Source organism: Aquitalea sp. USM4, assembly GCF_004328945.1.
Classification (GTDB): Bacteria; Pseudomonadota; Gammaproteobacteria; order Burkholderiales; family Chromobacteriaceae; genus Aquitalea; species Aquitalea pelogenes.
Genome location: NZ_CP029539.1, coordinates 2,677,031 through 2,696,690, shown reverse-complemented (window position 1 = coordinate 2,696,690; position 19,660 = coordinate 2,677,031). Strand labels below are relative to the sequence as shown.

Annotated in this window: 18 protein-coding genes; 7 read left to right on the top strand and 11 right to left on the bottom strand. The window is 60.2% G+C overall.

What is annotated here, in order from left to right:
* Complete coding sequence (locus DKK66_RS12465; protein ID WP_242673491.1) at window positions 1-651, top strand: L,D-transpeptidase; 651 nt, start codon at window positions 1-3, stop codon at window positions 649-651.
* A gap of 5 nt (window positions 652-656) precedes the next feature.
* Window positions 657-1,070: a DUF2721 domain-containing protein gene (locus tag DKK66_RS12460; RefSeq protein ID WP_045847426.1), complete on the top strand. Its 414-nt coding sequence runs from the start codon at window positions 657-659 to the stop codon at window positions 1,068-1,070.
* Window positions 1,071-1,248: 178 nt separating this feature from the next.
* Here DKK66_RS12460 and DKK66_RS12455 read toward each other — a convergent pair whose 3' ends face one another.
* Together DKK66_RS12455 and DKK66_RS12450 are read right to left on the bottom strand one after the other, a co-directional pair.
* A complete protein-coding gene (locus DKK66_RS12455; RefSeq protein ID WP_062790745.1) occupies window positions 1,249-2,001 on the bottom strand; it encodes a class I SAM-dependent methyltransferase in 753 nt (250 codons plus the stop codon).
* Window positions 2,002-2,288: 287 nt separating this feature from the next.
* Window positions 2,289-2,741 (bottom strand): YaiI/YqxD family protein, encoded by a 453-nt coding sequence (locus DKK66_RS12450; RefSeq protein ID WP_131358532.1) that lies wholly within the window; start codon window positions 2,739-2,741, stop codon window positions 2,289-2,291.
* Window positions 2,742-2,939: 198 nt separating this feature from the next.
* Between DKK66_RS12450 and DKK66_RS12445 the strand changes: the two genes are divergently transcribed.
* Complete coding sequence (locus tag DKK66_RS12445; protein ID WP_131358529.1) at window positions 2,940-4,088, top strand: PP2C family protein-serine/threonine phosphatase; 1,149 nt, start codon at window positions 2,940-2,942, stop codon at window positions 4,086-4,088.
* Between the two features lie 42 nt (window positions 4,089-4,130).
* Here DKK66_RS12445 and DKK66_RS12440 read toward each other — a convergent pair whose 3' ends face one another.
* From DKK66_RS12440 to DKK66_RS12430, 3 genes are all read right to left on the bottom strand, one after another.
* Window positions 4,131-4,826 carry a DsbA family protein gene (locus tag DKK66_RS12440; RefSeq protein ID WP_131358526.1) on the bottom strand — a complete coding sequence of 232 codons (696 nt, stop codon included), beginning with the start codon at window positions 4,824-4,826 and terminating at the stop codon, window positions 4,131-4,133.
* Entirely contained in the window at window positions 4,820-5,698 is an 879-nt protein-coding gene (locus DKK66_RS12435; RefSeq protein WP_045847430.1) for an MBL fold metallo-hydrolase, read from the bottom strand. Before DKK66_RS12435 ends, DKK66_RS12440 begins: the two co-directional genes overlap by 7 nt.
* 143 nt (window positions 5,699-5,841) lie before the next feature.
* A complete protein-coding gene (locus DKK66_RS12430) occupies window positions 5,842-7,065 on the bottom strand; it encodes a diguanylate cyclase (protein ID WP_045847431.1) in 1,224 nt (407 codons plus the stop codon).
* 365 nt (window positions 7,066-7,430) lie between these two features.
* Between DKK66_RS12430 and DKK66_RS12425 the strand changes: the two genes are divergently transcribed.
* Window positions 7,431-8,321 (top strand): LysR family transcriptional regulator, encoded by an 891-nt coding sequence (locus tag DKK66_RS12425; protein WP_131358523.1) that lies wholly within the window; start codon window positions 7,431-7,433, stop codon window positions 8,319-8,321.
* Here the strand turns inward: DKK66_RS12425 and DKK66_RS12420 are convergent, their stop codons facing one another.
* The gene (locus tag DKK66_RS12420) at window positions 8,322-9,266 is read right to left on the bottom strand and encodes a helix-turn-helix domain-containing protein (RefSeq protein WP_131358520.1); all 945 of its coding nucleotides are present in this window, start codon (window positions 9,264-9,266) and stop codon (window positions 8,322-8,324) included.
* Between the two features lie 120 nt (window positions 9,267-9,386).
* On the opposite strand from DKK66_RS12420, the gene DKK66_RS12415 reads away from it, so the two are divergent.
* Complete coding sequence (locus tag DKK66_RS12415) at window positions 9,387-9,914, top strand: cysteine hydrolase family protein (protein ID WP_131358517.1); 528 nt, start codon at window positions 9,387-9,389, stop codon at window positions 9,912-9,914.
* 75 nt (window positions 9,915-9,989) lie between these two features.
* Here DKK66_RS12415 and DKK66_RS12410 read toward each other — a convergent pair whose 3' ends face one another.
* The 5 genes from DKK66_RS12410 to gcvA form a co-directional block, all read right to left on the bottom strand.
* Window positions 9,990-11,516 (bottom strand): fumarate hydratase, encoded by a 1,527-nt coding sequence (locus tag DKK66_RS12410; RefSeq protein ID WP_131358514.1) that lies wholly within the window; start codon window positions 11,514-11,516, stop codon window positions 9,990-9,992.
* 83 nt (window positions 11,517-11,599) lie between these two features.
* On the bottom strand, window positions 11,600-12,862 hold the full coding sequence (locus DKK66_RS12405; protein WP_165494167.1) for an Hpt domain-containing protein: 1,263 nt from the start codon (window positions 12,860-12,862) through the stop codon (window positions 11,600-11,602).
* A gap of 45 nt (window positions 12,863-12,907) precedes the next feature.
* The gene (locus DKK66_RS12400; protein WP_131358508.1) at window positions 12,908-14,632 is read right to left on the bottom strand and encodes a diguanylate cyclase domain-containing protein; all 1,725 of its coding nucleotides are present in this window, start codon (window positions 14,630-14,632) and stop codon (window positions 12,908-12,910) included.
* Window positions 14,633-14,635: 3 nt separating this feature from the next.
* Complete coding sequence (locus tag DKK66_RS12395; RefSeq protein ID WP_242673490.1) at window positions 14,636-15,673, bottom strand: extracellular solute-binding protein; 1,038 nt, start codon at window positions 15,671-15,673, stop codon at window positions 14,636-14,638.
* A 71-nt stretch (window positions 15,674-15,744) separates the two neighbouring features.
* On the bottom strand, window positions 15,745-16,659 hold the full coding sequence (gene gcvA / locus DKK66_RS12390) for a transcriptional regulator GcvA (RefSeq protein ID WP_131358505.1): 915 nt from the start codon (window positions 16,657-16,659) through the stop codon (window positions 15,745-15,747).
* A gap of 194 nt (window positions 16,660-16,853) precedes the next feature.
* Between gcvA and DKK66_RS12385 the strand changes: the two genes are divergently transcribed.
* On the top strand, window positions 16,854-18,164 hold the full coding sequence (locus DKK66_RS12385) for an NAD(P)/FAD-dependent oxidoreductase (RefSeq protein WP_131358502.1): 1,311 nt from the start codon (window positions 16,854-16,856) through the stop codon (window positions 18,162-18,164).
* A 247-nt stretch (window positions 18,165-18,411) separates the two neighbouring features.
* Window positions 18,412-19,614, top strand: a complete 1,203-nt coding sequence (locus tag DKK66_RS12380; RefSeq protein ID WP_045847441.1) for an ammonium transporter — start codon at window positions 18,412-18,414, stop codon at window positions 19,612-19,614.
* Window positions 19,615-19,660 lie beyond the last annotated feature (46 nt).

Sequence of the window (19,660 nt, the reverse complement as noted above, 5' to 3'; positions counted from 1 at the left end):
ATGATGCGCCATCTATTGTCTGTGTTGTTACTGGCGAGCGCTGCCATGCTGCCGGTACAGGCGGAAGCCCTGCCACCGGATGGCAGCCTTGATGCCGCCTTTGTGCTGCAACAGCAGGCTGTGCCATTGCAAGCAACCCGTGCCAATATGCGCCATTACGGCCAGCCCTGGATACTGGTTGGCATCCGCAGCCAAAGTCTGAGCCTGTTTGATGAATGGGGTCGCCTGCAGCAACATTATCTGGTTTCCACTGCCCGGCGTGGCGTAGGAGAAATGAGCAATAGCTACCAGACCCCGCGCGGCTGGCACCATGTCTGCGACAAGCTGGGTGCTGGCGCAGAGGAAAACACCATCATTTTCCGGCGGCGGGTCACCCCATGGAAATACACGGCGGAACTGCACCGGCAATATCCGGAAAAAGACTGGATTCTGACCCGTATCCTGTGGTTATGCGGTGATGAACCGAGCAAGAACCAGGGTGGTAATGTAGACAGTTACGACCGCGCCATCTATCTGCATGGAGCGGGCGAACATGTTGCCTTTGGCACACCGACCTCGCTGGGTTGTGTCCGGATGAAAAATCCCGACATCATCCAGCTGTTTGACCAAACGCCCAACGGCATCGACGTTTTGATAGACGAGAACTCCTGAACACCATGCATGCTGCACTGAACCTGACCACCCCGGCCCTGCTGTTCCCTGCCATTTCGCTGCTGTTGCTGGCCTATACCAACCGTTTCCTCGGACTGGCCAGCATCATCCGCAATCTGTATACCGATTACAAAGCCGAACAGAATCCCAAGATCCTGTTGCAGATCGGCAATTTGCGTACCCGTATCCAGCTGATCAAATGGATGCAGTTTCTCGGCATAGGCAGCCTGTTTCTCTGCACCATGGCCATGTTCCAGATTTACACCGGCTGGCAGCAGCTGGGCGAACTATCCTTTGGCATCAGCCTGCTGTTGATGATTGCCTCGCTGGCAACCTCGCTGTGGGAGCTGGTGCGTTCCTCGGATGCCTTGAACATTCTGCTGTCCGATCTGGAAGCGGAATCGCATCGCCAGCAGTAAAGGCACACGGTCGGCACAGAACGTAAAAAAACCGGCTGTGCCGGTTTTTTTCAACCTGCTGACAAAATGATTTGCCAGGACTTCACGGGACCCGGCAACACCGGGCCTTTCCATGAAGTGACCCATTCTTCTGGTAGTACCTCGGTTTGCTTGATGGAAGCGAGCAGCACTTTCCAGGTCAGAGCGGCTTGCGTCCGGCAATGAAATGCAAGGGCATGACCACACGCCGCACGGTGGCAGCGTCTCCCCAACCCCGAGCCAGACGCTGACGCGCATCGTTCAGCACGTGATTGCCCAGGCTCTGCACGCACAGCTTGGTGGCAGACCAGGTATGGAGATAGCCAAGCAGTTGTTCCAGATTCCATTGCATGGTGATCTGGTAACGTGGCGTATCCAGCGCAGGCAGCGGCATGCCGACATGCCGGTAGCCATCCCACAGCAACTGACTGCAGCTGGACCAGAACGGCTCGATCACCGCCCGGAAAAAACGCATGGCGTCATCCACTTCGGGTGACACCTGGAACCAGTCGTAGCCCCAGGCAGCAAATACCCCACCGGGCTTGAGTGTGCGTTCCACCTGCGGCCAGAAGCGGGAGAAATCAAACCAGTGCAGAGACTGCGCTACGGTAATCAGGTCGAAAACGGCATCACCGTAAGGGGATTGTTCGACCGGGCACTCCAGATAGAACACATTGGCAGAGCGCTCGGCCGCTTCCAGCTGGCTATGGTTGATGTCACAAGCATCGACACGGTCGAACAGCAAGGCCAGCTTGCCCGCAGCCTGCCCGGTACCGGTTGCGCAATCCCAGGCACGGTGATGATTCGACACTGAGGCCTGCAACCAGCGAAACAGCATGTCCGGGTATTGCGGGCGATAGCGCGCATATTGCTCGGAGTGCAAATCGAAAGTGGCGATGGCACGTGTATCCATGATTGGGCTCAAATGAACACTCTCTCGGCTAAACGGTGCGTCGGACCATTCCGCAACACCCCTTGCTGGCAAGGCGAATATGATAATAGCATCACACTCAACGCCTGATACGAATTTATTTCAATTTAAAATTATTATTTAAAAATAAGTGGCTTATGAAAATAATGGCCATTTAAGGGAGTCCGTTTGGCGGGCCTCTGTTCTTTATCGTCAGCACAATCCAAAACTTGTGGAGCGACATACCGAGGACAATACCCGACGGTGCGCATGCAGCTGACGGCTACCATTCAAGCTGTACGACCGGTAGCCAGCCAACGGTCCAGTCTGGCAGCGAATTGCTGACGATCGGCCTGGCCAAAAGGCGGGGGGCCACCACTCTGAATACCGCTGGCTCGCAAGGTATCCATGAAATCACGCATGGTGAGCTGCCCTTCGATGGTGTCCGCAGAGAAGGGTTCGCCACGGAAATTGATGGCAGCAGCGCCTTTGGCCAGTACCTGCGCGGCCAGTGCAATATCCGCACTCACCAGCAGATCTCCCGCCTCACACTGTCTGGCGATTTCGGCATCCGCCACATCAAAGCCCTTGGCAACCACGATGGCGCGCAAATATGGGCTGGCAGGCAGGGCCGTCATGCGATTGGCCACGAATACCGCACTACTGCCAGTACGCTGAGCCGCCCGGCAGATGATGTCACGCACCACAGCCGGGCAGGCATCCGCATCAACCCAGATGGTCATCAACATCGCTCCAGTTGAAAATAGTGCGGCAAGCCTACAACAGTCATGCCGATCTGCCCACGTTGTTTGTTAAAGTTTGCGGAATCATTGCCAAGCTAATGGCATAAACTGCCGGAGCGCTCTATAGTAGCTGGACATGCGACCGCTTATGTCACAGGCAGCGCCGTGCCCTGCCCTTTCCCCCACAAGGTTTGTTGAATGACCCGCGCGCTGACCATTCTGGTTGCGGAAGACAGCCCGACATCCCGTCAGATCCTGATTGATTACATCCGGCTGCTGGGCCATACCGCCGTGGCCGTATGCAATGGCCAGGAGGCAGTGGATTACTGCATCCAGCAGCGGCCTGACGTGATTTTCATGGATGTCACCATGCCGGTGATGGATGGCTTTGCCGCCACCAGCGCCATCCGCCAGCTACTGGGCGAGCACTGGATTCCCATCATCTTCCTCACTTCCTTGTCCGATCGCAGCCAGTTGCTGCGCGGCCTGACCATGGGGGCGGATGACTATCTCACCAAGCCGATTGACCTGGATATCCTCACCGCCAAGCTGCATGTGCTGATTCGCATCTCTGAAATGCAACAGCGCATTGCGCATGACAGTGAGCGGCTGGAAGCGTATTACCGCATCAACGAACAAGAGCAGATGTTTGCCCAGATGGTGCTGGACCGGTTTACCCGCCGCGCCGAGCAGACTCCGCCCAATATCCAGCAGTGGCAACGCCCGGCGATGAACTTCAGCGGTGATACCATCTGCATCCGCCGCAGCCGCCCGGGGCTGGACCGCATCATGCTGGCAGACAGCACCGGCCACGGGCTGGCCGCAGCCATTTGCGGTTTACCCGCGGTGGATACCTTCTTTGCCATGTGTGACCGCAATCTGCCGGTGCAGGAAATAGCCCGCACCATCAATCGCAAGCTGCACACCATTTTGCCGATTGGACGCTTTGTTGCTGCCGCCTTGATTGAAGTGGACTACCAGCTGCGCCGCATTGCGGTGTGGAACGGTGGCATTCCCTGTGCAATGTATGTGGACCGCGATGGCGAGGTGAAGAAGAGCTTTATTTCGCGCTCGCCACCGCTGGGTATTTTGCCGGACAGCGATTTCGAATCCACGCTGGATTATTTCAGCTGGCAGGAGAGCGGGGCACTAGTGGTGTGCTCGGATGGCGTCACCGAAGCGAGCAATCCCGACAAGGAACCGTTGGGGCTGGATGGTGTGTTGCAAGCCATACGCGAAGCGGGTTCGCTGGACATTCAGGGCGCCATCACCCAGGCAGTCAACCGGCATCTGGCCGGGAATGAAAACCACGATGACATTTCTCTGGTGGTGGTACGCTGCGCCTGAGCGGGCGCACCACCCTTGCTGACTGCCCGCCCGGTCTGGAAGTCAGCTAGGCAGCTGACACCCATCGACCGAACAAGCCGGGCCAGCCGCTTCTGCCGCAGGCAATAATTCCTGCTGCAAGGCGACAGCAAAGGCCTGAGGCTGTCCCAGCCAAGGCGACACATCCACGCGCTGCCATTGTCCGTCCCGCTCCAGCAACAGGCTGGGGAAACCCTGTACACGATATTGCTGCATCAGGCTGCGGCTGGTCTGGATATGGGCTTCTGCCAGATCCATTGCCTCACCCAGTCGGGCAGCAAATACGGCGGCATCCAGCCCTTGTTCACCGGCAAGCCGGGCCAGCACGGCCGGGTCGGCAATGCGCAGTCCGCGCTGGTAATGGGCACGCTGCAACACCGACAACATGGCCAAGGCCGGCAGGCCCAGTTGTGTGGCCAACAGGATGGCGGCAATCGGCGGTGTCGAATCAAACACTGCCATTTCATCCCGCAACAGGCCATCGAAATAGTCCTGGCCAAACGGCAGGCCGGTAAGACTGGCGATGCGCTGGTCGTGGGGCATGACGTAGTCGCGCAGCGCCGGGGTGACCGCCTGACGGCGGCTACCACTCATCATACCGCCCGCATGCAACTGCATATCAAGGCCGGGCAGACTGGCCGCCGCCTGCAATAGTGGCGAAGCGGCATAGCACCAACCGCATAGCGGGTCGTAAATGTAATGCAGGGTGGCAGTTACCATTTCATTTCACCTTTGTTGACCTTGGCACCGATTTCCAGCGACATGGCTTCCCCGGCTTGCGGGAAGGCCTGCTGCATGCGCTGGATCAACTCGCCACTATTGCCTGACAGGGCCAGATTCTGTTCAAACTGCTGCAAATAACTGCGGGTGAAGCGGATGCTGGCAAGGCCGGTGGGTGCATTGGCTGCCATGTGGCCGGGTATCACCTGTTTCGGCTGCAAGGCTTCCATTTCATCCAGCTGGGCCAGCCAGGCCTGACGCTCTTCCTTGCGCTGAGTATCAGCCGTCCATACATGCAGACCGGACACCACGCCGACATTGCCCACGATGGCGCGAATGGAAGGAATCCATACATAGCCGCGGTGTGCCAGCACACCCGTGCTGCCGCGCACTTCCAGGCTCTGCCCTTCCAGCATCAGCCGGGAGTCCTTGAGGGCATGCGGCAGGGTCAGCGGCGTGGACGGCGCATTATCACCCATTTTCGGCCCCCAGAACGCTACCTTGCCGGCCACATTGGCCTCTATACGCGCCAGTGTGGGCGCAGCAGCCAGCAGCTCTGCCTTGGGGAAAATCTGCTTGAGGGTGGTGGCACCAAAATAGTAGTCAGGGTCGGCCTGGCTGATGTAAATGGCCTTCAGCTGCTTGCCGCTATCCAGAATGCGGGCGGCAATGCGGTAGGCATCGGCGCGGGTGAAACCGGTGTCGATCAACACGGCATCATGCTGGCCGCTGACCAGTACCGAGGTGACATTGAAGCTGTTGTCATCGGCCTGATAAACCGACAATTGCAACGGTTCGGCGGCCTGGGCAAGGCTGGCAGACAAGCCGGCAAACAGGGAAAGAGACAAGAAGAGTGTGGTGTGACGTGCCATGATGTGCTCCGCTAGCACCGCCAGTGACGGTGCGTGATGAATGATGGCGCGTACTTTAGCGTCTGGATAAAGACAGATAAATCCATCAAACCGGGCAACATTGTTTCATTAAACAGACTAATCAACTAATTCGCTGTCGTGCTTCACCCTGGCAGTGGCTGACAGGAGTGCATGGTGACGATGCAATTGCGTCCCTGTTTTTTGGCTTGATACAGGGCGGCATCTGCGGTGCGTACCAGCCACTCCGGTTTCTGGCTGATGCTGGAGTGAGCCACCGCCAGACCGATGCTGATGGTGACCACATGGCCGCACTGCGAGGTGGGATGGGGCAAGGCCAGCGCTTCGACATCCTGACGGATCTGCTCAGCCAACTGGCCCGCCTGACGCAAATTGCAAGCCGACAGCAGCAAGACGAACTCCTCGCCACCATAGCGCGCCGCGCAGCCCTGGCTGGCATCGGCATGCCTGCCGATCACCCGGGCGACCTGGATCAGCGCATCGTCACCCATCTGGTGTCCCTGGCTGTCGTTGTATTTCTTGAAATAATCGACATCGAAAAACAGCAGCGCGATGTCCGACTTCTGCCGCAGCCGTGCATCCCATACGGCTTGCAGCTGCTGGTCGAAATAGCGCCGGTTGTGCAGGCCGGTGAGGCCGTCAGCGCTGGATAATTGCTGCAAATAGCGGAAACCCTGCTGCAACTGGCGATGATCGCGCTGCAACTGCAGGGACAGCACATAGCTGCGACGCGCTTCCTTTTCCAGCTGGAACAAGCCCAGCAAACCCAGCAAGACACAGGAAATCACCAGGATGAAAATCAGCGAGCGGGTGCTTTGTTCGAGAAATGGCCAGTCCACCAGCACCCAGCCAAGGTAGAGCAGGCTGACCACGCTGCTGTAACAGGCCAGCCGGAACGGGATGCGCAGACCGAACATCAGGAATACCAGGCACAGCATCACTCCGCCATAGTAATGCTGGGCAGTGGGCATGCGGCTGAGCGAGAAAAACCAGATCAGCCCCAGCACAAAGGCCGTACCGGCAATCACGACCGTGTATTCGTACCAGCGGCGTAAAGGCGGACAGAAACTGCTGATGATGGACGCCACGCCGATAGCTGGCAAAATCAGCCAGCGCCACATCCAGATTTGGCCGTAGACATCGGCCAGATAATATTTGTCGATCAGGCCGTACAACATGAACACCACAATGCCCAGCGCACCGAATACGCGGTAGCGGCGCATGCGCTGATCAAACGTAGAGGACTGGAAAGACTGCTCCAGCGCAGGGAGAAAACGCAGCTGGAACCATGGCTGCTTCTCGGCAGCAGCCAGCTCTTGCTCAAGACGGGATGCGGGGTGATCGGTCATGCTGTCACTCCAGGTGCGGTCTGCCGACAAAGGAGGATGCGTAGGGCATCAGTCATGAGAAGGTTCTCTGCCTGCCCGGCCAGGCATGCATTAAAAACAGTGCTTGCAAACAGAATAGAAAAATGTGCTGATTTGTAACTCATACAAAAGTATAACGAAAAACCGGCCCGGTAAATCCGTGTAAAACCAAGCTGCCGATTTTCGATGACATATGCAGGAAAAGCCGGCAGTCATGGCATTAAACGCGAAAACATGGCGTTTGCCGGCACATTTCCACCAGATACCCTGATGGCATGATGGCTTTGCCACAGCATATCATGCCGCACTTTTACTGCCGGAGCTCCGGCACACATGCAAGGAAGACGATGGACAGACTGACGGCCATGCAGGTTTTTGTCGAAGTGGCACGCCGGGGCAGTTTCACGGCGGCCAGCCGGGAGCTGGACCTGTCCCGCGCCATGGTGACCCGGCATATCGCCGAACTGGAAGACTGGCTTGGCGCACGCCTGCTGCAACGCTCCACCCGCAGTGTCACCCTTACCGATGCTGGCAACAGTTGCCTCGCCCATTGCCAGCAAATGCTGGAACTGGCAGCCCAGACCCGCGAGGAAGTGGGGCTGCGTGATGGCCAGTTGCGCGGCCAGTTGCGCATCACCACCAGCATGTCATTCGGCATGGCACAACTGGCTCCTGCCATCACCGACTTCATGAGCCGCCACCCGCAACTGCGTATCGACCTGCAACTGGGCGACCGCGCGGTGAACCTGATCGAGGAAGGCATAGATCTGGCCATCCGCATCACCAACGACCCGGAACCGGGCCTGATCGCCCGCCGGCTGGCCGAATGCCATTCGGTCATCGTGGCATCACCGGCCTATCTGGCACGTTACGGCCAGCCGCAACAACCGGCGGACCTCCGGGAGCACCACTGCCTGAGCCATAGCCGCGTCGGCCGCAGCGAATGGCGCTTGTATCGCGACAACAAGGAAGAGGTGGTCCGGGTCAATGCACGGCTGAGTGCCAATGAAACAATGGCACTGCTGCAAGCCTGCCGCCATGGTGCCGGGCTGGCCATGCAGCCCTTGTATCTGGTACAGGACTTGCTGGCACAAGGCGAGCTGATTGCCGTTCTGCCAGACTGGCAGCCCGCCAGCATGGGCATTCACGCACTCTACCCCTCACGCCGCCAGTTGCCGCTGGCCATGCGCAGCCTGCTGGACTTCCTGCAGCAGCATTTCAGCCAGACCCAGTCCTGATCAGGCCTGGAAATTCTGCTGCCACTGCATGGGTGATACGCCGTAATGCAGGCGGAAATGATGGCGCAAGGCAGCGGCAGAGCCGAAACCGGCCAGTGCCGCCACCTGCTCCACACTGTATTCGGCACTTTCCAGCAAACGCTGGCTGTAACGCAGGCGCTCGCTCACCAGCCACTGCCCCACCGTGCTGCCGGTAAGCTGGCGAAAGTGCCGGGTAAAGCTGCGGCGACTCATGGCCATGCGGGCGGCCAGGCTATCCAGGGTATGGGTCTGGGCCAGATTGGCCCGTACCCAGTCAAGCAAGGCCGCCAGCCGGGCATCACCGGCCGACACTGGCAACGGCTGGGCAATGAACTGCGCCTGCCCGCCCTGCCGATGCGGTGGCACCACCAGCCGACGGGCCACGCCATTGGCCAGCTCCGCGCCATAACGCTGACGTAGCAGATGCAGGCAGCAATCCAGCCCAGCGGCCGTACCGGCGGAGGTCAGCAGCGGCCCGTCTTCCACATACAGCACCGCCGGATCCAGCCGCACTTGCGGGTAACGACTGGCAAAGTCCTCGGCATACGCCCAGTGGGTGGTGGCATTGCGACCATCCAGCAAACCGGCTTCGGCCAGCACATACGCTCCCAGGCACAGGCCGACTATCTGCACGCCAGCCTGACTCGCCTGCTGCAAGGCCTGCACCAGCGCATCCGGTACCGGCCTGCCTACCTGCCAGCTGGGCAGGATGATGATGTCCGCGCCGTCCAGCCCTTCCAGCCCGTAATCGCAGGCAATGGAAAAACCGGCCGAGGTGCGGATGGGACCGGCGTCCACTGCGCATACACGCAGAGTGAAGGCCGGCATGTCCGGATGCGCATCGCCAAACACCACACAGGGCACCGACAGATGAAACGGGCTGATGTGCTGGAATGCCAGTACGGCAATGACGGGAGGTGACATGGGACATTTCCGGCAGGTGGAATTGGCCCGATCTTAACGCATTCTGGCAATCGGGCCACTTTTTCCCAACGCAGTGACTACCGATAATGGCTGCACCTTCAGCCACAACCGGAGCACATCATGTCGCACACACAACGCGCACTCATCGTCATCGACCTGCAAAACGACTATTTCCCCGACGGCAAATACCCGCTGTGGAACAGCGAAGCAGTGCTGGATAACTGCGTGGCCGCCATCGAGCGGGCACATGCACTGGACATGCCGGTGATTCTGGTGCAACACGTGGCGGACAGCAGCGAGGGTATCGCCCCCTTCTTCAATGCCGGCAGCGCAGGCGTTGCCCTGCACCCGCGCATTCTGGCCGCTGCGCCGCATGCTCCGGTGGTGGTGAAACAGGCAGCCGACAGCTTTCATGAAACCAGCCTGCAAGCCACGCTGGATGAACTGGGCATCCGCCAACTGCTACTGTGCGGCATGATGACGCAAAACTGCGTCACCCATACCGCCCTGTCGCGCGCTGCCGACAAGTATGAAGTAGCCGTGCTGGCCGACTGCTGCACCACGGTGGACCAGATGCTGCATGCCATCGCACTCAATGCCCTGTCCATCCGCGTGCCACTGCCCACGGCGGCACAGGCATTGGCCTGAAGCTGCCGGTCTGGAACGCAAATGAAAAAACCCGCCGGATGGCGGGTTTCTGCTTGCAGCGATGCCGGTTCAGGCTCAGGCCTTGTTGACCGGAATCTTGCCGATCTTGACGCGCCATTCCGCCGGGCCGGTGTTGTGTACCGAGATACCGTTGGAATCGACCGCTACCGTTACCGGCATGTCTTTTACTTCGAACTCGTAGATGGCTTCCATGCCCAGGTCGGCAAAGCCCACTACCTTGGAAGCCTTGATGGCCTTGGACACCAGATAAGCCGAACCGCCCACCGCCATCAGGTATACCGCCTTGTTGTCCTTGATGGCTTCGATGGCAGCCGGGCCACGTTCGGCCTTGCCGATCATGCCGAGCAAGCCGGTCTGTTCCAGCATCTGGCGGGTGAACTTGTCCATGCGGGTGGCAGTGGTGGGGCCGGCCGGGCCAACCACTTCGTCACGCACCGGATCAACCGGGCCCACGTAGTAGATGAAGCGGTTGGTGAAGTCCACCGGCAGCGCCTCGCCCTTGTTCAGCATGTCTACCATGCGCTTGTGCGCGGCGTCACGGCCGGTGAGGATCTTGCCGTTGAGCAGCAGTACATCACCCGGCTGCCAGCTGGCCACTTCTTCCTTGGTGATCTTGTCCAGATCCACGCGCTTGCCATTGCTGGTGTCGTAGGTGATTTCCGGCCAGTCTTCCAGGCTGGGCGGAGCCAGATGGGCCGGGCCGCTGCCATCCAGATGGAAATGGATGTGACGGGTGGCCGCGCAGTTGGGGATCATGGCAACCGGCAGGCTGGCGGCGTGGGTCGGGTAGTCCAGAATCTTCACGTCCAGCACGGTGGTGAGACCACCCAGACCTTGCGCGCCAATACCCAGCGCGTTCACTTTTTCGAAGATTTCCAGGCGCAGCTCTTCTACGCGGGACAGTTCGGCACCGCTGTCAGCCTTGGCTTTCAGCTCGTGGATGTCCACGTGCGACATCAGGCTTTCCTTGGCCAGCAGCATGGCTTTTTCCGGGGTACCGCCAATGCCGATACCCAGGATGCCCGGCGGGCACCAGCCGGCACCCATGGTGGGCACGGTCTTGATCACCCAGTCGACAATGCTGTCGGACGGATTGAGCGCGTAGAACTTGGACTTGTTCTCCGAGCCACCGCCCTTGGCCGCACAGGTCACTTCCACGCCATCGCCTTCGACGATTTCGAAGTGCACCACGGCCGGGGTGTTGTCCTTGCTGTTCTGACGCTTGCCAGCCGGATCCAGCAGCACGGAAGCGCGCAGCTTGTTGTCCGAGTTGTTGTAAGCGCGGCGCACGCCTTCGTTGACCATTTCCTGTACCGACAGGGTGGCGTCCCACTGCACATTCATGCCCACTTTCAGGAACACCACGGCAATGCCGGTATCCTGACAGATGGGGCGACGGCCTTCGGCACACATGCGGCTGTTGATCAGGATCTGCGCCATGGCGTCCTTGGCCGCCGGGCTTTCTTCATGCAGATAGGCCTGATACAGGGCGTCGATGTAGTCCTTGGGGTGGTAGCAACTGATGTACTGAAAAGCATCGGCGATGCTTTGAATGAAATCATCCTGACGGATAACAGCCATGAGCGGTCTCTCCAGCGTAGGGGCTTTAGGAATTGTCGGGACATTTTAGGCGCTTGTGCCGCATTGCGCCATGCCCGCTCCCCTCATCCGTGCTGCAGATGATCGACAAAGTCGTCCAGCGCCTGTTCCAGCTCCAGCACCTGGGACATGCAGGCGGCAGACAGCCCGGCACGCGCTTCGGCTTCCAGTCGGGCGGCACAGTCGGCCATGGCGGCCGCGCCCACCGTGCGGCTGGCACCCTTGATGCGATGGGCCAGCAGGATGAAGGTTTGCTGGTCAGCCTGCTGCCAGGCTTGCAGCAGTTGCTGCAGATCGGCCTGCTTGTCGCGGGCGAAATCCTGCAGCAAGGGTAGCTCCAGTGCCCAGTCCCCCTGGCTCAGGCCAAACAGCACCTGCCGGTCCAGTACCGGCAAGTGGATGACCGCGGGCGGCACCACCGGCAGGCAGCCCGTCACCGCACGTAACCAGGCGTCGTCATCCGGCGGCCATGGCAAGCTGGCATCCAGCAGGGGCAAAGCGGATGCGCTCAGCGAGAGAGGATCGGCCCCAGCCAGCAGCAAGGGCGTATGGCCACGCCATGGTTCGGCGGCTTCGCACTCGCGAATGGATTGTGCCAGTTCCAGACTGGCGTTCAGCCATTGCCGCTCGCTCACCAGCAGCAAGGCCAGCGGGCCCTGTTGCCAGCGCTGTCGTGCAGCAGTCGCGGTGTCCACTCTTTCAAATGGATAGCCAAGTACTTGCCATTGCCCGGCAAGTTCCACCGCACGGCCAGCATCCGGCTCCAGCAGCAGGATGGGCCACTGCCAGGGCTGCGGCAGCATGCCGGGAGAAGCCTGCGGAGCATGCAGCAGCACACTGTATTGCTGGCCATCGGCCTGGTATTCGCAGTGCTGACGGCTACCCAGCTGCCGCGCCAGTTGCCGGCTGATAACAGCAGATGACAAGGCAGCTGTTGTCCGCTTGCGGGCCCGGGCAAGTGCGTGCGGGGCTAGGCCCGGCAGCGGCACATGGCGCACGGTGCTGACTTCAAGGCTGATGATCTGCTGCATTTGTTGCTGGGCCAAGAGCTGCACCCGCAAGCTGATTTGTCGCAGTTGGCCATCTTGCAAGGCTGCCGCCAGCCAATGGCGGACCAGGGCTTGCAGACGCATGGCATCCAGCAGCAGCAGCGTGCTGAGCGCGGGGTCGAGTTCCAGCTGGAATTCCACCCCCATGCGCTCGCATGGCAGGCGGAAACAGTGATGCAGCTGGCGCAGCAGTTCCGGCAAGGCCTGCACGCTGCCGGGAGAACTACGCCCCTGCCGACAAGCCGTCAGCAAGGGAAAGCGGAAAGACGTGGTCGCCACGTGGTCGGGCCTGGACATGTCAATGGGGATAGCGCGGGGCCGTGATCAGTTGTAAGGCAGTTGCCGGGTATGTCCATCACGCTGGATGGCCTTGACATGATACATGGCATGGTCGGCCTGGTTGACCAGTTGTTCGGCCGTGGTACCGTCACGCGGGTACAGGCTGTAACCAATACTGGCCCCGACTTCCAGCTTCTTGCCTTCTATCAGTATGGGCTCGCCAATACTGAGCGACAGCTTGGTCAGCAGTTCGGACAGACCATCTGTCGTAAAGCTGCCTTGCAGCAGGATCAGGTATTCATCCCCGCCCATGCGCGCCACCATGTCGTTGCCACGCACCGCATGCAGCAGGCGTCGCGCCACAATCTGCAGCACCTGGTCGCCAATGGCATGGCCATGCTGGTCGTTGATCTGCTTGAAGTGGTCCAGGTCGACAAACAGCACGGCAAACTGTGCGCCACTTCGCTGCGACAGGGCCAGCATTTTTTCCAACTGCTGGAAAAACAAGGCACGGTTAGCCAGGCCGGTCAGGCTGTCGTGGTGTGCCAGATAGCTCAATTCGCGCTGGTTGTCGTACAGGCTGGCCATATGGCTGTTGATCTGCCGCTGCATGCGATCGAAATTGCGTGCCAGCACGCCGATTTCATCATTGCGCTCTACCGGCAGTGCCTGCTGCAGTTGCGTGGTGGAGAAACTGCTGGCCGCCTGCGCCAGGGTGTTGATGGGTCGCAGCATGGCACGGGCAAACACCACCGCCAGCATGATGGCAATCACGCTGAAAGCCAGCACCATGTGGATGATGCGCTGCCCAAGTGGTGCCGCACCGGCCACCGCGGTATCCAGCGGCTGCACCAGGCCGGTGACGATGAAGTCGTCTCGATTGCCACGGCCAAGCGGATGGCGGACAAAGGCCATCACCTGTCCGGCGGCTTGTTGCGGGTCGTCCAGGCCGCTGAGCGCCAGCTGGTTTTGCTTGCGTTCGAACAAGGCTTTGGTGGCGGCAAAGCTGTCCTGCATCAGCACCCGCCGTCCCTTGTCAAAACCGAAGGTCTGCGCCGGGTCCGGGTGAACCAGAAAATCCCCCCAGCGATTGGCCAGATACAGTTGGTAATCCTTGGGCAAATCACTGCGCAACTGGCCCAGCAAGCGTTCCAGGTCCAGATTGATTACCAGCAGGCCGCCGGGCTGGCCATCACTGCGTGGCAAGGGGGTAGCTACCATCAGGCCGGGCCGGCCTTCGGCATCATGCGAGGAACGCTCGTGATTCACTTCGATAGACGATTGGTAAATTTGCCCGGCCGGCAGCGCCAGGGTTTCAAACACATAGGGAAAGTGGCCTTTTTCCTGCAAATCGCCACCATCCACCCGCTCTGTCAGCCCGGACCTGGAGTCGACCCGTACCAGTTCAAGCCCATTGTCCGCCGCGCCGATCAGCCGCACCTGCAGGTATTCCGGATGCAGGGCCAGCATGGCGGAGAAGGCCTGCGCCAGTTCATCCCGCGCCCGCCTGGCTTCACTGCCATTGCGCTGGTTGATCACCACCTGCACCTGCACCAGACGTGACAGCAGCAAGGCATCATCCGCGGCTTCATCCTCCCATTGCACCATGCGCCGGTTCACCGCGCGCGCGGCGGTCAGCAAGTCGCTTTGCGTTGCCGACACCAGCATGGCGCGATTGGCGGTATAGGCGTAGTAGCCGGTAATGCCGGAGGACAGGATGCCGAAAATGGCCAGCAGCAAGGCGAGTTTGAGCAAGAGACCGGAGCGCATGATTCAGAAGCTCCCCGGCAAGTCGCCAGAATAGATTTTTTGCCACAGCGCTTCACGCCGGTTGGCATTTTCCACCGGCTGCAGCCACAACACGCGCGCACCGGACGGCAGGTCGGCACTGGCACTGAGTGTATTGGCCAGCCCCTGTCTGGTGGGCAGAAGCGCGCTGACCGAGGGCTCCAGCATGTAGTTGATCCATTGCTGTGCCAATTGCGGCTGGCGTGCTGCGCGTGTCATCGCCCAGCAGTCCAGCCAGGCCAGCACGCCCTCGCGCGGAATGGCATAGCCGACATCGGCCCCGGCCTGGCGCAGCGAGTTGAGCTGCTGGGTGCCGTAATTGCCGAACATCACCGCCACCTTGTGGCGGATGAACAGTTCGGTGGCTTCTTCGGGCAGGTTGTAATAAGTCAGTACATTACGCCGCAGGTCGATCAGCCGCTTCACCATGGCAGCCTGTTGTGCGGCGTCAAGGCGGAAGGGCTGGGCAATGCCGCTGGCCAGCGCGGCAAAGGAAAAATTATGCGGCCCGCTGTTGAAGTCCAGCACCTTGTGACGATAGCGCGGGTCCCACAGCACGTTCATGGAGTCCGGCGGGCGGGCAAATTGCCGCTTGTCGTAAATGATGCCCATGGTGGAATAGGTATAGGGCACGGCATACAGCTTCCCCTGCTGCTGCAGGCCGGGAATGCCGGCCCGGTCACGAAAGCGTGGCAGCTGGCGTTGCAGATTGGGAATCAGGGACGGGTTCAGTGGCAATAACAGCCCGGCAGCATGGTAGCGCTGCATTTCGGCGGTATTGGCGGCAACCACATCAAAACGTGGTCCGCCTGCAGCGTGCATGCGGGCCCACAGTGCCTCGTCGGAATCGACAAAGGTCACTTCGACGCTGACCTGATAGCGCCGTTCAAAGTCATGCACCACATCCGGGTCGGCATAACCCGGCCAGGCCAGCACGCGCAGCACGTCCTTGGCCATGACCAACTGGCAGCACAACAGGCTGACCACCACCCCCGCAAGCAGGCGTATTGCTCTTGATGTCACGTAGATATTCTTTTTTTCAAGCCACCGTTTGAATGTAGCTGTTTGTAAGCACTTCTACTTGTTTTTTTCACTCATTCATTCTGCTTTGACAAACTTTCCCGATAGCGCGCCGCCTGCTGCAACAACCAGTCGGCAAAAGCCCGGTGTGGCGGCGATTGCTGGCGGTCCGGCGGGCAGACCAGGTAATAGGCATTGTCACTGGGCAAGGAAATATCACAAGGGGTGAGCAGATTGCCACTGCTGATTTCCTGCTGCACCAGAAAGCGTGGCACCAGTGCCACGCCCATGCCGGCACGGGCTGCTTCCACCAGCATGGAAAACAGCTCGTAGCGCGCCCCTACCATAGCCTGCGGATTATCCACCCCTGCCGTTACAAACCAACGTTGCCAGGCCTCATGCCGGGCCGACAAATGCAACAAGGGGTATTGGGCGATTTGCGCAGCCGGTACCGCGGCCCCGCACACCAGCTGCGGGCTGCAGACCGGAATCATTTCTTCGCCAAACAGCCAGCTGGCCTCGGCACCGGGCCACACCCCATTGCCAAAGTGGATGCAGGCGTCAAAACCGGTATCGGTGAAGATGAAAGGGTCGGAACGGGTGGTGATGTTGACGGTGATATGCGGATGCGCCTGATTGAACAGTGGCAGCCGCGGAATCAGCCAGCGGGTGGCAAAGGTGGGTACAGCCGCCAGCTCGATCACTCCCTCCGCCCCCTGATGCGCCATCAAGGCCAGGGTATGGCGCTCCAGCCGCTCCAGACAGTCACGTACCCCTCGCGCATAGGCGCGGCCGGCTTCGGTCAGGCTGATCCGGCGCTTGATGCGATGAAACAGGGCCACGCCCAGCATGTCTTCCAGCTGGGCAATCTGCTTGCACACGGCACTCTGGGTGAGCGACAGCTCTTCTGCCGCACGGGTGAAACTCTGGTGGCGCGCCGCACTCTCCAGCGCCTGCAAGGCCTCGATACCGGGTAAACGTTTACGCATACATTCTTCCATTCACTCACAATGTGTGGAATTTATATCGTTTGCGAGCGCCACAGCGACACAGGCAAAGTAGCTGGCAGTGATTGTATTTAACCCGGCACTGCTTGTCGTGACCATTCATCCGCCACCTTACTCGATGCATGAAAGTTGGTGCATGAATGGAAGGATACGGCCAGCAGGCATCAGGAGCCTGCATGTCTTTGCACAAGAAAAGAATCGTGATTGTCGGTGGTGGCGCCGGTGGTCTGGTGCTGGCCAGCCGTCTGGGACGGCTGGCACGGCGTTCGGCCCAACTGGACATCACGCTGGTGGATGCTTCCCGCAGCCATATCTGGAAACCGCTACTGCATGAAATTGCCGCCGGCAGCATGAACCCGCACCGCGAGGCACTGGATTACCTGGCGCAGGCCAAACGTGACGGCTTCCGCTTTTGCCTGGGTCGCATGACCGGGCTGAACCGTCAGCAACAGACCATACAACTGGCCGCCACTGCAGATGAACAGGGCCGCCCGCTGATTCCGGCGCGTACCCTGCCCTACGACATTCTGGTGATTGCAATCGGCAGCACCACCAACGACTTTGCCACCCCCGGCGTGGCCGAACACGCCATCTGCCTGAACACCCCCGCAGAGGCCAGCCGTTTTCATCAGCAACTGGTCAATGCCTGCATTCGCGCCAGTTTGCAAAACGGGCCGCTGCGCGCCGGTCAATTGCACGTCACCATCATCGGTGCCGGGGCCACCGGGGTGGAACTGGCGGCCGAACTGCGCAACACCACGCGCGAACTGGTGGCGCATGGGCGGGAAAACATCAATCCGGACCGCGACATCCGGCTGACCCTGATCGAAGCCGGGCCACGCATCCTGCCGGCACTGCCCGACTCGGTGGCCGCCCGGGCGCACCGTCAGCTGGAGAATCTGCAAGTGGAGGTGCTGACCGGTGACAGGGTCAGCGCCGTCGACACCAATGCCGTCCACACCGCCAGTGGCCGCAACATTGCGTCGGAGCTGGTGGTATGGGCGGCCGGGGTACAGGCACCGGCCATGCTGGCCGGGCTGGATGGTCTGGCCAGCAACCGGCTCAATCAGTTGCTGGTACGCCCCACGCTGCAAACCACGCTGGATGACAAGATCTACGCGCTGGGCGACTGCGCCGCCTGCCCCGATGGCAGCGGCTGGGTACCACCACGGGCGCAGGCAGCCAGTCAGCAGGCCGAGCTGTTGTATCACAACATCCGCTGCCAGCTGGCTGGCAAGCCGCTGCAGGACTTCCGCTATCGCGACCTGGGTTCGCTGATTTCGCTGGGCCGCTACAGCACGGTAGGCAGCCTGATGAGCAGCCTGTCGCGCCGCAGCCTGTTTGTGCACGGCCAGTTTGCCCGGCTGATGTATTTGTCCTTGTACCACCGCCACCAGCTCACCCTGTTTGGCTGGCTGCCCACCGTGCTCACCGCTGCAGCCCGCTTGCTGCAACGACGCACCCAGCCATTGGTCAAGCTGCATTAGCACGGTGCACGCAGGCTGACGCGCCGGGCATAACGCACCAAAGCGTTGCACAAACACGCACAAATACACCAACTTGGTGCATGTGCACCGTTTTTGCGCCGAAAGAATCCCGACTGTCATTCACCAATAAAGCGCCGGTTTCCGCCATTTTCGTGCATGCCATGACCAAATTGGTGCAAACCGGCGCCAGCTGGCATTCGCCTTGCTTTACACAGTCCCACAACAGCCGATAACAACGGGACTCGCCATGCCAACTGCCAACGCGCCATCAGACGTACTGTTCCTGCTCCTCGGGGCCATCATGATTCTGGCCATGCACGCCGGTTTTGCCTTTCTGGAACTGGGCACCGTGCGCAAGAAAAACCAGGTGAATGCCCTGGTGAAGATTCTGACCGACTTTGCCGTCTCCGCCATTGCCTACTTCTTTGTCGGTTACACCGTGGCCTACGGAGTCAACTTCCTGGGTGATGCCCGCCATATCGCCGATCACCATGGTTATGAGCTGGTAAAGTTCTTCTTCCTGCTGACCTTTGCCGCCGCCATTCCGGCCATTGTGTCCGGCGGCATTGCCGAACGTGCCAAGTTCCACCCGCAGTCGGCTGCCACCTTTTTGCTGGTGGGACTGGTGTATCCTTTTTTCGAGGGCATTGCCTGGAACAACCACTACGGCGTGCAAGACTGGCTGAGCCACAGCTTTGGCCAGCCCTTCCATGACTTTGCCGGTTCGGTGGTGGTGCATGCGGTAGGTGGCTGGATTGGCCTGGCTGCCGTGCTGAATCTGGGTGCACGCCGTGGCCGCTACAGCAAGGAAGGCCGCATCTCCGCGCATCCGCCCTCTTCCATTCCGTTTCTGGCGCTGGGCGCATGGATCCTGATTGTCGGCTGGTTCGGCTTCAATGTGATGAGCGCACAACGTCTGGACGGTATTTCCGGCCTGGTGGCCATCAACTCGCTGATGGCCATGGTGGGCGGCACGCTCAGTGCCATGTGGGCCGGCAAGAACGACCCGGGCTTCATTCACAACGGCCCGCTGGCCGGGCTGGTGGCGGTGTGTGCAGGCTCTGACATCATGCATCCGCTGGGTGCGCTGGTGGTGGGCCTGGTGGCCGGTGGCATGTTTGTCTGGCTGTTCACCCAGACCCAGAACCGCTGGAAGATTGACGACGTGCTGGGGGTATGGCCGCTGCATGGCATCTGTGGTGCCTGGGGTGGCATTGCCGCCGGAATTTTCGGCCAGAGCGCGCTGGGCGGTCTGGGCGGCGTCAGCCTGCTGTCGCAGCTGCTGGGTACCGTGGCAGGCATTGCCGTCGGTTTTGGCGGTGGCTATGTGGTGTATGCGCTGCTGCGTAAAACCGTAGGCATCCGCCTGGATGAAGAAGAAGAATTCAACGGTGCCGACCTGACCATCCACCAGATCAGCGCCACGCCAGACCGCGAAACCACCTGGTAAGTCCTCTCCGGGCGGGCCTGGCCTGTAGTTCAGGTCCGGCCCGCTT

Excerpts from the sequence above, each read along its gene's own strand:
- DKK66_RS12465 (WP_242673491.1), top strand. The coding sequence starts at position 1 with ATGATGCGCCATCTATTGTCTGTGTTGTTACTGGCGAGCGCTGCCATG.
- DKK66_RS12460 (WP_045847426.1), top strand. The coding sequence starts at position 657 with ATGCATGCTGCACTGAACCTGACCACCCCGGCCCTGCTGTTCCCTGCC.
- DKK66_RS12455 (WP_062790745.1), bottom strand. The coding sequence starts at position 2,001 with ATGGATACACGTGCCATCGCCACTTTCGATTTGCACTCCGAGCAATAT.
- DKK66_RS12450 (WP_131358532.1), bottom strand. The coding sequence starts at position 2,741 with ATGACCATCTGGGTTGATGCGGATGCCTGCCCGGCTGTGGTGCGTGAC.
- DKK66_RS12445 (WP_131358529.1), top strand. The coding sequence starts at position 2,940 with ATGACCCGCGCGCTGACCATTCTGGTTGCGGAAGACAGCCCGACATCC.
- DKK66_RS12440 (WP_131358526.1), bottom strand. The coding sequence starts at position 4,826 with ATGGTAACTGCCACCCTGCATTACATTTACGACCCGCTATGCGGTTGG.
- DKK66_RS12435 (WP_045847430.1), bottom strand. The coding sequence starts at position 5,698 with ATGGCACGTCACACCACACTCTTCTTGTCTCTTTCCCTGTTTGCCGGC.
- DKK66_RS12430 (WP_045847431.1), bottom strand. The coding sequence starts at position 7,065 with ATGACCGATCACCCCGCATCCCGTCTTGAGCAAGAGCTGGCTGCTGCC.
- DKK66_RS12425 (WP_131358523.1), top strand. The coding sequence starts at position 7,431 with ATGGACAGACTGACGGCCATGCAGGTTTTTGTCGAAGTGGCACGCCGG.
- DKK66_RS12420 (WP_131358520.1), bottom strand. The coding sequence starts at position 9,266 with ATGTCACCTCCCGTCATTGCCGTACTGGCATTCCAGCACATCAGCCCG.
- DKK66_RS12415 (WP_131358517.1), top strand. The coding sequence starts at position 9,387 with ATGTCGCACACACAACGCGCACTCATCGTCATCGACCTGCAAAACGAC.
- DKK66_RS12410 (WP_131358514.1), bottom strand. The coding sequence starts at position 11,516 with ATGGCTGTTATCCGTCAGGATGATTTCATTCAAAGCATCGCCGATGCT.
- DKK66_RS12400 (WP_131358508.1), bottom strand. The coding sequence starts at position 14,632 with ATGCGCTCCGGTCTCTTGCTCAAACTCGCCTTGCTGCTGGCCATTTTC.
- gcvA (WP_131358505.1), bottom strand. The coding sequence starts at position 16,659 with ATGCGTAAACGTTTACCCGGTATCGAGGCCTTGCAGGCGCTGGAGAGT.
- DKK66_RS12385 (WP_131358502.1), top strand. The coding sequence starts at position 16,854 with ATGTCTTTGCACAAGAAAAGAATCGTGATTGTCGGTGGTGGCGCCGGT.
- DKK66_RS12380 (WP_045847441.1), top strand. The coding sequence starts at position 18,412 with ATGCCAACTGCCAACGCGCCATCAGACGTACTGTTCCTGCTCCTCGGG.